The following is a 12,102-nucleotide window of genomic DNA, read 5'->3' as shown; positions in this document are numbered from 1 at the left end:
CCGCGGGGGGGTGGCCACCTGGGCGGCCCAGCGCCGGGGGGGGGGGGTTGTGTCGGGGTCGGGGGGGGTGTGCCGGTCCCGCGGCCCGGCGTAACCCCCCGGCCCCCGCTTCGTGCGTTGGTGATGAGGTTGCCGGCCGGCGGCTCCGCGGTGCTCAGCCGTCGCAGACAAGCGCCGGGGGTCGCCTGTCGGCGTCCCCCGGCGCTTTCGGGACTCGTCGAACCGGACTACTTCCCGTCGTAGATGACGTAATCCTGGTACGGCGTGAGCGTCACCGGGCCGCGCAGCCCGTAGGGCTGGCTGGCTGTGGATTTCTTGGTGTACTGGGACACGGCGTTGCGCAGTGTCGTCCGCACCGTGATCTGGACCGAGTTCGTGCCGGGGTGGAGCCAGGGGGTGATGTCCCAGTGCCGGCCGTCCGTGAGCTGGGTGCCGACGAACCGGCCGTTGACCGAGATGTCCGCGGTTCCGTCGACGTGGCCGATGTCCAGCTGCACTCCCTCCGCGGCGTTCGCGTGCCACCCGTCGGGCAGCGTGGTGTTCGCCGTGTAGGTCCCGACGCCGGACTCGCCGGTGAGCTGGGTGATGTCCCGCCAGTCCTTGAGCCGGAACTGCTGGAACTGGGAGTCGCCCAGCCCGCTGGGGATCGACACCGTGGCGCCGCCGGTGGGGGAGACGGTCTTGACCGTCAACGACCACGGGGTCCACTGGTCGATGGTGGACGGACGGCTGGACGGGACTCCGGAAAGCGGCCGATCGTCGTCGGTGCGGACTTCGGCGGTGACGTCGGTCTTGCGGCCGTTGGACAGCTGGAAGGTCTGTCCGCCGGATTCGGTTGCCCGGAAGACGATCTTCCCGGCGCCGACGAGGAACGAACCGTCCTCGGGCGGCGCGCCCGTGACGTGGACGGCCGGGCGCGCGTCCTTGTTGATCGCCACGACCGCGCCCTGGCCGCCTTGCAGGGTCATCGGGACAGTGGTGCGTCCGTTGCCCGTGGCGTACTGGGCGATCGGCGCGATCGACCCGTCCCACAGGTTCATCTCCGCCGGCACGCCCTGGACACCGAAGGACGGGCTGAACGTGACCGGGTGATCGGACGGGTTGTACAGGTAGACGTAGGCGCCGCCCTTGATCTCGCGCCACTGGGACAGGACCTGCGTGCCACCCGAAGCGACCCGCGGAGCGAGACGCAGGCGCTTGAGCGCGTTCGCGACGTCATTCTGCGTCGCCGCCTTCGTCGCCGACGCTAGTTTCAACGTCGCGGCAACGTTGTTCTTGACCTCCGCGTCGCCGCGCGCTCCGCTGGCGTAGGTCGTGTCCCGGTCGGGGAGGGCACCTACGAACACGACCCGGACGCCGGCCTTCGCGGCCTGCAGGATCGCAGCCGATGCTTCGTGCGTGATCGACCGTTGATCGACCACCAGGGCGCGGTAGCCGCTGGTGCCGGGGAACAGTTCACCGTGCTCCGGACGCGCATCCTTCGCCAGCCCTTGCGGGTCGAGGTACTCGACGGAGAAGCCCTGCTGCTCGAGGCGCTGAGCGTTGAACGGCGACTGGTGTCCGCGTGGGGACAAGAAGGAGTCGCTGTAGACCGCGACGTCCGTCTTCGCCGTACCGGTCTCGAGCACGCTGGTGCCCCGGGCGAAGTAGCTGTTCAACGCCGGCCAGCTGGACCACTGGGGGAAGTTCTTGTCGTTCCAGCTTTCGGTGACCGATTCAGCGAAGCGGGTGGTGCCCGGCCACGCTGCGCCTGCGGATTGCAGGGCGAAGCCGTGGATGAACGGCTGGGACACCCCCGCGGCCCACTCCTTGCCCATCAGGTCGCGGTAGTCGTCGAGGTTCATGCTGTAGGCGGGCTTGAAGATCGCCCCGAGTTCGACGCTGAGGAGATCGCCGCCACCTTGGTGCACGCCGGCGGCGATCGTTTGCTGGAAGGCGAGCGAGTTGCGCCAAGCGGGGTCGTCGGGCGACACCGGCAAGTTCTCGCCGGCATCGAGGGATTCGGTCTCCGACCTCGCGCCGAAGCTCTGCAACGAGCGGAAGCTCCGGATCGGTTCGAGGTCCTGCAGGTAGGCGGCCTGGGCCTTGTACTGCATGCCGTACTGCTTCGCCCAGTCCTGGAACACGTGGAGGTGGTTCGCGAGGTACAGGTCGGTCAACGTCTCGTAGTAGTCGTGCCGGATCTTGCTCGCCGATCCGTCGGAGAGGGAGAAGTCAGGTGTCGGTTCCTTCGGTGGCACGGGGAAGTCCGACTCGCCCTGGACGAACATCATCGGCAAGTACTTCGCCATGTCGTATCCGCGGCGGCTGCGGAATTCGCTTTCCATGGTGGGTGTCCAGAAGAGGGAAGTCGCGTGCAGCTCCAGCGAGTCTTCGAACAGGTCCGCTCCGGATTTCCGCAGTTTCGCCGCGTTGTCCTTGCCGATCTGGATCTGATCGAGGTCCTGCGCGGCTTTGCGTGAGGCGTCGGCGTCCAGCGGGTTCGTGTAGTTCCCCTTGTTTTCACGGGACCAGAACGCGAACAGCTCCCAGTCACCCGACGCCGGTGCCTGCCACGTGATGCTGCCGTTCTTCACTTGCGCGGTGAGGTCCGTCAGCGAATCGGGGTCCAACACCGTCGACTTGGCCGGCGGCTGTCCGGGCGTCGACACGTCGGGACCGGCTTCTGTGACCCGGGCGGCCGTGACCGCGACGAGCCGGCGCGCCTGGGGCAGCTGCGCTGCGTCGATCGGCGGCGGAACCGGTCCTGAAAAGCTCTGGCCGCCGGACACGTGGACCAGGCCGTATTGCAGCTCTTGGGAAGCGAATCCACTTCCGGCGCCGGTTCCCGGCGTCTGAACCGGCCACGCCTTGCCCATGGTCATCGACACCTTGATGCCGAGCCGGGCAGCTTTGTCCAGCACGGCGCCCAGGATCGTGCGCTGGTCGTCGGTCGCCCACGCACCGTCGGAGAACGCGATCTCGACCTCGCCGAACCCGGCGTCCGCGATGACCTGCAGCTCGCGAAGCGCCTCCGCGTTGTCCAATGGCTTCTGCCACCACCATCGCATCGCCGGCTTGAACCGGGTGTCCGGGTGGGCGAACTGGGCCGCGGTGAGTCCGCCGGCCAGGGGCTGCAGCGCATCCGTTCCGTTCAGCAGCTCGGCGGACGGTTCGGCCGGGCTCCGGAGATCGGAGCTGGCGGTGCCGCTCGGCGTGAGGCTGACCAGTGATGCGACAGTCACCGCGGATACGCCGAGGGACAAGAACATCAGTTTTCGTTTTCTCGATGTTGTGGACGAAAACATCACACCTCCATTGGTGCTTTCCGTTCGCCTGGGACAGGAAGTCGGGGAAGGGAGATTCGCGCTTCGGCTGGTTTCGTCTTCCGCGACGTGGAGTGGGCTGCTGCGGAGATTTCCTCCACAGCAGCCCACAGCGTTACGGCGCTTCTTCGTCTGGTCAGGAAACGATGATCTGGGAGGTGCCGTCGGGCACCGTCAGGGTCACGTAGCCACCGGACGAGTTCGCCCCGGACCCGAAGTCCTTGCCGGCACGGCCGTTGACCGTGACGACCGACGTGCGGCCGACCGGGACAGTGATCGTGCCGGTGGTGTGCTCGGGCGCCTGCACGGTAAGGGTGAACCGGCCCGATCGCGGGTCCGAGGTCCACTCCGTCTTGATGGTCCCGTACGCAGTGGGGACGGCGCCGCTAGCCCAGCGAACGCTGCCGGGGTGCGGCGCGATGCTCCACGACTGGTAGCCGGCGCCGACCGGCTTGACGCCGAGGAGCTGCTCGGTCAGCTGCACCGACGGCGACGCGGCCCACCCGTGGGCGAGGCTGGCCGTCGCGCGGTTCACGCCGCCGGTGCTGTTCTTGAACTCCCAGAACGCGCCGGTGTAGAGCGGGTTCTTCTTGTCGATCATCGGGCCCCAGGTGCGCTTCATGAGGTCCAGCGCCCCGGTGGTGTCACCGACGGCGAAGCGGCCGGCGGTCTCCATGCCGTTGGCGAAGGGCTCGATGGTGTGACCGGTGGGGTCCTGAAGTCCCGGCCCCATGATGGCGCCGTACGGAGTCCAGAGCGACTTCATCGCTGCGAGGACGCCGGCTTCCTTCCCCTCCGGGACGAATCCGTACTGCAGCGCGAGGGCGTTGGCGTCCTCGACCAGAACGTCGGGCTTGGCGCTGCTCTGCCCGTACGCGCCGAGCTGCGGGTTCCAGAGCTTGCTGATCACCGCGGTCTTGACGGCCTCGGCCTTGGCATCGTCACCGTCGGCCAGTGCAGCGGAGCCGACGCTGCGCTCGAGCCACGACATCTCCTTTAACAGGACGTAGTAGTCGATGCTGTACTTGGTGACTTCACCGGTTTGCGTCGCCTGCCAGTAGTCACGGTCGTTGGAGACCACGAGGTTGTCGGTGCTGAGGAAGGTGTCGTTGTAGGCCAACTCCTTCCGCAGCGCGGGGAGCGCGGCGGTGAGGTAGGCCTTGTCGCCGGTGTAGCGGAAGTAGTCGATGAACGCGCGCGCTCCGTACCCGGAGTAGTTGTTCGAGTAGAACAGCGGGGAACCGGCCGGAGAGGTGCGCTTCGAGAAGTCCGGTGAGCCCGGGAAGGCGCCGTCCGCGCGCTGGGTCGCCAGCAGCACGTCGAGCGACGACTTCACGTAGGTCGCGCCGGCTTTTCCGAGACTGGTGAGCAGCGTGGGGATCTGCACGAGCAGGTCGCCGGTCCAGATGCTGCGATCACGCTTGGCGCCGTCGTAGATGCGCGCATCAGGTAGGCCGTTGAGCCCCGGCGCCTTCAGGTTCATCTGCAGCGTGTAGGCGCCGGAGTACCACATCCGGTTGAGGTCGTCCTCGCTGGAGAGGAACCATCCCTGGTAGTCGGCGGGTGTCGCGCGGAACGCCTGGAAGTCCAGGCCGGCCGACGAGAGGTTGACGCTGCCGAGGGAGGAGACGGTGAGCAGCGCGAATCGGAAGCCGCCATGGAATCCTCCAGTCAGCCGACCGGGCCCGGTCGGCTGGAAGGTGTCCGGACCGCCGACGCCGGCGAGCCCGCGGGACTCGTCCGAACTCGGCGCACCGGGCGACGTGGCCACGGCGGTGCCGGCCGCCAGAGCCGCCGGCAGCGCGGGTTTCACCGTGACGGTCCGGGCGGTGGCGTCGAAACCTGTGATCGTGCGGGTGACCGGGGTGCCGGTGGCGGGGGTGAACGTGATCGTGTTGCCGGTCTCCAGGTTCCCGGCGGAAGCCAGGGGGATCTGCGTCGATCCGCTCGCTGCCGCTGCCGAGACCGTTGTCGAGGCCGGGGTCCGGATGTACTGGCGAGCCTCGGCGGTCACCAGCGTGAGCGTCGGTGAACCGGTGACGCGGGTGAGGTCGAGGTAGGGCGTGCCGCCGACCTCCTTGCCGAAGTCGAGCAGGACGGACGCCGGCGGACCGCCCGCCTTCGTCGTGAGGGTCGTCGCGGGACCGTGCGATTTCAGCAGTGACTGCGGATGGGCGACTTCACCGCGGCCTTCGACCTGGACGGGGTGGACATCGGCGGTCGACGGGCCGAGCACGGAGGACTGCCAGGCGGAGGTGTTCAACCCGGACACATCGATCGGTGCCGCCACGGCGGACGGCGCCGCCAGCGCGGGGATCAAGGCGGCGAGGATTCCCGCCGTCGCCAGCCGGTGCGGCCGGGACGATCTCAGGCTAGTGAATCGTTTCAATTCAAATGCCTCTCTCTCCGTTGAGCGGAGGTCTGCGGGGACTGTCCGGAACGGGCGCGGACGGGCCTGGCCACGGTCGGGGACCACGGCCAGGAAGAAATGGTGGGGACCCGCCCGAGGGCAGGGCAAGGATTTGTCCGGATCCGGACGCGCATGCGGCATCGGCCGAGGTCGCGGTCCGGGTGCCTGCACTAGCATCGGTGGCACTGGGTGTCGTGCGGGCGGGAGAGGAACAGTCGGCTGAACAGGGTCACCATTCGCGACGTCGCGGAGCTGGCGAAGGTTTCCCCGGCCTCGGTGTCGAACTACTTCCACCGGCCGCGGAAGCTGTCCGAGGGAACGCGCCAGCGGATCCGCCAGGCGGTGGACACGCTCGGGTTCGTGCCCAACGACGCCGCGCGCACCTTGCGGACCGGGGTCAGCCCGGTCATCGGCTACCTCGCCTTCGAGCTCGCGGGTGCCACCACTCCGGAGATCGCCGCGGCCATCGAGCAGCGGGTCTCGGCCGAGGGCATGTACATGTTGATGGCCAACGACACCGCGTCCGAGCAGCGCGAACGCGCCTACCTGCAGCTGTTCGCGAAGCAGCAGGTGAGCGGGGTCATCATCGCCCCGGTCGGCAACGTGGAGGCCGAGCTCGCACGGATGCGTTCGTTCGGCATCGCGAGCGTGCTCAGCGCTCGCCGCGCCGAGTCGCCGGCTCAGGCGTCGGTGTCGATCGACCACGTCGAGGGCGGCCGGCTCGCCGCGGCGCACCTGATCGAGCAGGGGCGCAAGCGCATCGGGTTCGTCTCGTCCTCACTCGAGCTGAAGCAGATGTCCGACCGGCTCAACGGGGCGCTGTCCGCCGTCCACGCCGCGACGGGCGTAACGCTGGAGGTCATCCCGGTCCCGGAACGGTCCGTGGAGGCGGGGATCGCTTGCGCGGACGCGCTCCTGCGCCGGCCGGCGGCCGAACGGCCCGACGCGTTGTTCTGCGCCAACGACCTTCTGGCCATCGGTGTGGTCCAGGCTTTCGTGGCGAACGACGGTGTCCGCGTGCCGGCCGACATCGCGGTGGTCGGCTACGACGACATCGAGTTCGCCCGGTCCACGATCGTCCCGCTGACGACGGTCAGCACACCGCAAGCGGAACTCGGCACGGCGGTGGCAGATCTGCTGTTCGCCGAGATCGACGCCCTCGTCTCACCGGGTGGCGGCGGTCCGCCGCGTCCTCAGCTCGAGTTCTCGCCCGAGCTGGTCGTCCGGGCTTCGACCGTTCGGCGCTGACCCGCCTCACGGGCGGTTTCGCGTCGGCTCGTTGTTGAATCGTTTTACTAGATTTCCCTCTTCGCCTTGACGGGCCCCGGAGGCCATGTGGTGTGATGCCACGCGCACGGAGGTAAAACGTATTACCAACGGCGTGCTGCTTCGACGATGAAGGAGACCTGATGGCCGAGAACACCGCCGCCGGCGCGGCCGCGCTGGAGACCAGACACTGGCTGCTCGCGGTCGCCGCGGGGATGGCGTCGCTGCTGGATTCCGGAGCGATCATCTCCGTGGGCTTGGGCCTGGCGCTGTGGAAGAAGGCGTTCGAGCTCGACGTGTGGACGGTCGGGGTGCTCGGTTCCGCCTTGACCTTGTTCATCGCGGTCGGCTCCGTGTTCGGCGGGCGCCTGGCCGACCTCGTCGGCCGCGGCCGGATGTTCTCCCTGACGATCCTGCTGTACGCGGCAGCAGCGGTGACCGTCGCGCTGGCCCCGAGCGCGACCGTGCTGGTGATCGGCGTGATCGTGCTGGGGATCGCCGCCGGGGCCGACCTGCCGACCTCGCTCGCTGTGCTGTCCGAGCGCGCTCCCGGCGGGACCCAAGGTCGGCTCGTCGCGTTCACGCACGTGATGTGGACGATCGGCGTCGTGGTGGCGACGCTGCTGGGCTTCGCGGTCTCCGGGATGGGCGTGCCCGGCATCAGCCTGATCTTCGGGCTGCTCGCCGTGCTGGCTGTGGCGACCTTCGGGTTCCGAGCGTTCTACCCGCCCTTCCGGCGGCTCGAGCAGGAGGCACAGGCCCGGTACGCGACGGGCGGCGTGGATCCCGCGAAGGCCCTGCCGCTCGCGAGCCTGCTGCGGAACCGGACTTCGCTGGCCCTGATCGCGCTCACCGCGCTCTTCTACCTGTTCTTCACCTTGGTGGCGAACACGTTCGGCTCGTTCAAGACGTACTTCCTCGTCACCGTCGGCGGTACGACGCAGACCGTCGCGACCGGACTGTCGTTCGGCACCACCCTGATCGGTCTCGTCGGCACGATCGTGTTCACCCGCATCGCGGACACCAAGTGGCGCAGCCGGTTCTTCGCCGCGGGCGTGGTGGTCTTCCTCGTCTGCCAGTTGCTCATCGCCGTCACGGGTGGGGTGGTCCTGCCGGCGATGATCGCCGCTTTGGTCCTGTACAACATCGCGTTCCCCTTCGTCGGGGAGGCGCTGTACAAGATCTGGACCCAGGAATCGTTCCCGGTCAACGCCCGCGCGACCGTGCAGGGCTTCACCATCGCGATCGCGCGGTTCATCGCCGCCGCCTTCGCGCTCGTCACGCCCGCACTCATCGCGTGGAGCCCGGCCGGCCTCTACTACTTGCTCGCCGTGTTCGCCGTGGTGTCCGGGCTCATCGGCACGCTCATCATCCGCCGGCTGCGGGCCGGCTCCGGCCGTGCGCCGGCTTCGCCGTCCCAGCCTGCCACTCTCACCACCAAGGAGGCTCTTTGATGACGGGTGATCCCCTCGTCACCGTCAACGCTCCCCGCCTCGGCCTCTCCGCCGAGCCGTTCGTGGCGACCCCCTCGCCGAAGCTGTCGTGGACGACGGTGGCGCGCTCCGGCGGCTGGCTCCAGGCCGGCGCGGAGATCGAGGTGTCCCGCGGGGGTTCGCGCACGACCGCCGCGATCGAGGGCGACGCCTCGGTCTTCGTGTCGTGGCCGTTCGCTCCCTTGGGGCCGCGCGAAACCGCGAGCGTGCGGGTGCGGGTGCGGGGAGCCGACGGGTCGGCGTCGCCGTGGAGCGAGGCGACCGAGGTGACGGCGGGGTTTCTCGGAGCTTCCGAATGGCGGGCGCGGTTCGTCGGGTCCGGTTCGGACGAACCGCACCTGTTGCGCACGACGTTCGACGTGCACGGCGCCGTTCGGCGGGCGTTCCTCTACGCGACCGCGTTCGGTGCCTACGATGCCCGGCTCAACGGCGCCGCGGTCGACGACGCGGTGCTGAAGCCCGGCTGGACGAGTTACCAGTGGCGGCTCCAGCACGACGTCACCGACGTGACCGAGCACCTCCGCCCAGGGGCGAACACCCTCGGGATCGAACTGGCCGGCGGTTGGTACACCGAGGAATTCGGTTTCCGGGACCGGGCGCGGAGGTTCTACGAAGGCCACCCGGCCGCGGCTGCGCAGCTGGTGATCGAGTACGCCGACGGCACCACGGCTTCGGTGGTCACCGACGAGCGGTGGCGGTGGTCGCCCGGGCCCGTGGCCGCGGCGAGCATCTACCAGGGTGAGACCTACGACGCGCGACTTCACGATCCGAAGTGGACGGACCCGGGGGTCGCCGAGGACCGGTGGAGCCCGGTGGTTCCGGTCGGCGTCCCGGACGTCCGGCCCGAAGCCCGGGCGAGTCAGCCGGTTCGGGTGGTGGAACGCCGGGAGGTCGTGGAGGTCATCACCACCCCGGCCGGCCGCACGGTGCTCGACTTCGGCCAGAACCTCGTCGGCTGGGTCAGGCTGACCGTAACCGGTCCTCGCGGGCACACCATCACCTTGCGCCACGCCGAAGTGCTCGAACACGGCGAACTCGGGACCCGGCCACTGCGCAACGCGGCGGCCACCGACCACTACACGCTGCGCGGCGGCGGCGAGGAGACGTGGGAGCCCCGGTGGACGTTCCACGGGTTCCGGTACGTCGAAATCCACAACTGGCCCGGCGCGTTCTCACCGTCGGCGGTCACGGCGGCCGTCGTCCACACCGACCTGCCCCGCACCGGCGGCTTCTCGACGTCACACCCCTTGGTCGACCGGTTCCACGAGAACGTGGTGTGGGGGATGCGCGGGAACTTCCTGTCGATCCCGACCGACTGCCCCCAGCGCGACGAGCGGCTCGGCTGGACCGGCGACATCCAGGTCTTCGCGCCGACCGCGACGTTCCTCTACGATTGCGACGCCTTTCTCCGGTCCTGGCTGGAGGACGTTTTCCTCGAGCAGAAGGCCGCGAACGGGGTCGTCCCGATGGTGGTGCCCGCGGTGATCCCCCAAGTGCCCGGGCAGCTCGAACCGGTTGCGGCCTGGGGCGATGCGATCACGGTCGTGCCTGCTGTCCTCAACGAACGCTTCGGTGATCGGGACGCGTTGTCCGCCGCCTTCGAGGCCATGAAGGACTGGGTGGATACCGTCACGGACCGCACGGGAGGCAGCCCCCTGTGGGAAACCGGCGTCCAGTTCGGCGACTGGCTCGACCCGGACGCGCCGCCCGATCAGCCGGGGCGCGCCAAAACCGATCCCGGACTGGTCGCCACGGCCTACTACTACCGCTCCGCCGACCTGACCGCGAACGCCGCCGCCGCACTGGCCCGAGACGACGACGCCCGGCACTACCGGGACCTGGCGGCGAGCATCGGCGAGGCGTTCCGCAGCACGTACGTCACCGCGGCGGGCCGCATGATGTCCGACGCGCCCACCGCCTACGCCCTCGCGATCGTCTTCGGCCTCGTCGAAGGGGAGAGCAAAGCCGCGTTGGGGGAGCGGCTGCGGCACCTCGTGCGCGCCTACGGCTACCACATCGCCACCGGCTTCGTCGGCACCCCGATCATCTGCGACGCGTTGACCTCGACCGGACACGTGGACGCCGCGTCGCGCTTGCTCGCGCAGACCGAGTGCCCGTCGTGGCTGTACCCGGTGACGATGGGCGCCACCACCATCTGGGAGCGGTGGGATTCGATGCTGGAGGACGGCTCGATCAACCCGGGCCAGATGACGTCCTTCAACCACTACGCGCTGGGCGCGGTCGCCGATTGGCTGCACCGCGTCGTGGCCGGCCTGGCTCCGCTGGAAGCCGGGTACCGGCGCATCCGCGTCGCACCGACGCCGATCGACGTGCTGGACGACGCGTCGGCCTGGCACGAAACCCCCTACGGACGAGCGTCGTCGGGCTGGCGGCGCGAGGGCGAGCTGGTGCGGTTCGCCGTCGACGTGCCGGCCAACACCCGTGCGCTCGTCCGGTTGCCGTCGGGCGCGGAACACGAGGTCGGCAGCGGCACCCACACGTGGACCGAGCCGCACCCACGGCCGCGCCGCGCCCGATCCGAGCTCGGGCTGGACAGCGATCTGGCTACCATCGTCGACGACGTCGAGGCCTACCAAGCCGTGCTGGCGGCGATCAGCGGGATCGACCCCGTACGAGCGGTCGCGTTCCGCCGGGCCACCCGCTGGACGCCGGGCCGTTCGCTGCGCGACCCGCTCAGCCACACCCCGCTCGACGTGGTCGACGCCATCGAAAAGGCCCTTGCCGCGCTCCCGGTCGGGGAGTTGCCGTGACACCCGACCTGCCGACGGACCCGCTCGTCAACGGACGGCGCGATCCGATCGGTGTGGTGGACGACGCGTGCGAGCCGGTCTGGGCCTCCGGAACAGTCCTGACGTCGATGCCTGAGCTGCGTTTCCGCGGATCGGTACGCCCCAGCCGTGCGGTGAGCCGCTGGCGCCTGCGGGCCTCCGACGAGGGTGATCGGATCTCGCCGATGGGCTCGGTGGGAGACCGGTGATTGGTCGGCCGCGTGGCTCGGCCGGCGGACGGACCCGCCACGGCGCATCCCGGCCCAGGAGGTCGAGGGGGGATCGAACTGTGCGATCCGGAAGGGATGATGCTGGCGGCTGAAGTCGTGGCAAGAGGCTTCCGCGGGGCCGGTTCGCCTGCTTCCTCGATGCGCCGGCGGGACGCGGACCTGGCGAGTGCCTGGTGCGAGTCAGCCTCGAGCACCGCCGGCTCGACTGGGGGACGCTCTCGACACCGGCTCGTGCGGCGCCTGATGACGGCGTCTCGCCGAGGCCGACGCGGTGAACGTCGTAGCGGGACGGCGTGGAGGAGCCGGGAGTCCAGGCGATCGGGGTCGAAATCGTGCCCTCGCCGAGCCCCGTGTTCCGCACGAAGCCCACACCACGGTCCACAGCCGAGCCGCCGCCTCGTGGGACCGCAGCGGTCCGGTGTGGACCGTCGAGGCCGAGGTCCCCCACGGCGTCGTCGCGGCGCCTAAGCGCCAGTCAGCACGTGGCAGAGATCAGGCAAGAGCCCGTCTGATTGGAGCCAGGAGAATGAGTGCGCTGCAGGCGACAGGCCGGGACCCTCCTTTCGCGACCGTCCACTCCGTTCTGCCCTGAGGAATTCCCTGGGGACA

General features: G+C 69.3%; 6 protein-coding genes. 4 read left to right on the top strand and 2 right to left on the bottom strand.

The genetic code is table 11. From position 1 onward, the window contains the following. Positions 1 to 227 precede the first annotated feature (227 nt). Both ACIA77_RS23635 and ACIA77_RS23630 read right to left on the bottom strand, forming a co-directional pair. Positions 228 to 3,224, bottom strand: a complete 2,997-nt coding sequence (locus ACIA77_RS23635; protein ID WP_395888111.1) for a glycosyl hydrolase — start codon at positions 3,222 to 3,224, stop codon at positions 228 to 230. A gap of 217 nt (positions 3,225 to 3,441) precedes the next feature. Further along, on the bottom strand, positions 3,442 to 5,625 hold the full coding sequence (locus ACIA77_RS23630; RefSeq protein ID WP_395888110.1) for an alpha-L-rhamnosidase C-terminal domain-containing protein: 2,184 nt from the start codon (positions 5,623 to 5,625) through the stop codon (positions 3,442 to 3,444). A gap of 279 nt (positions 5,626 to 5,904) precedes the next feature. Between ACIA77_RS23630 and ACIA77_RS23625 the strand changes: the two genes are divergently transcribed. The 4 genes from ACIA77_RS23625 (at position 5,905) to ACIA77_RS23610 (ending at position 11,472) form a co-directional block, all read left to right on the top strand. Next, positions 5,905 to 6,963: a LacI family DNA-binding transcriptional regulator gene (locus ACIA77_RS23625; protein WP_395888109.1), complete on the top strand. Its 1,059-nt coding sequence runs from the start codon at positions 5,905 to 5,907 to the stop codon at positions 6,961 to 6,963. A gap of 161 nt (positions 6,964 to 7,124) precedes the next feature. Beyond that, positions 7,125 to 8,435 (top strand): MFS transporter, encoded by a 1,311-nt coding sequence (locus tag ACIA77_RS23620; protein WP_395888108.1) that lies wholly within the window; start codon positions 7,125 to 7,127, stop codon positions 8,433 to 8,435. Continuing rightward, the gene (locus ACIA77_RS23615) at positions 8,435 to 11,245 is read left to right on the top strand and encodes a family 78 glycoside hydrolase catalytic domain (RefSeq protein ID WP_395888107.1); all 2,811 of its coding nucleotides are present in this window, start codon (positions 8,435 to 8,437) and stop codon (positions 11,243 to 11,245) included. Before ACIA77_RS23620 ends, ACIA77_RS23615 begins: the two co-directional genes overlap by 1 nt. Then, positions 11,242 to 11,472, top strand: a complete 231-nt coding sequence (locus ACIA77_RS23610) for a hypothetical protein (RefSeq protein WP_395888106.1) — start codon at positions 11,242 to 11,244, stop codon at positions 11,470 to 11,472. The genes ACIA77_RS23615 and ACIA77_RS23610 overlap by 4 nt, the downstream gene beginning before the upstream one ends. Positions 11,473 to 12,102: the final 630 nt, after the last annotated feature.

Source organism: Amycolatopsis sp. NPDC051903 (assembly GCF_044452505.1).
Classification (GTDB): domain Bacteria; phylum Actinomycetota; class Actinomycetes; order Mycobacteriales; family Pseudonocardiaceae; genus Amycolatopsis.
Note: the sequence above shows the minus strand (reverse complement) of the source record. Positions and strands in the feature narration are given on the sequence as shown.

What these genes read in the sequence shown, in the direction of transcription:
- ACIA77_RS23620 (WP_395888108.1), top strand. Translation starts at nt 7,125, where the DNA reads ATGGCCGAGAACACCGCCGCCGGCGCGGCCGCGCTGGAGACCAGACAC.
- ACIA77_RS23615 (WP_395888107.1), top strand. Translation starts at nt 8,435, where the DNA reads ATGACGGGTGATCCCCTCGTCACCGTCAACGCTCCCCGCCTCGGCCTC.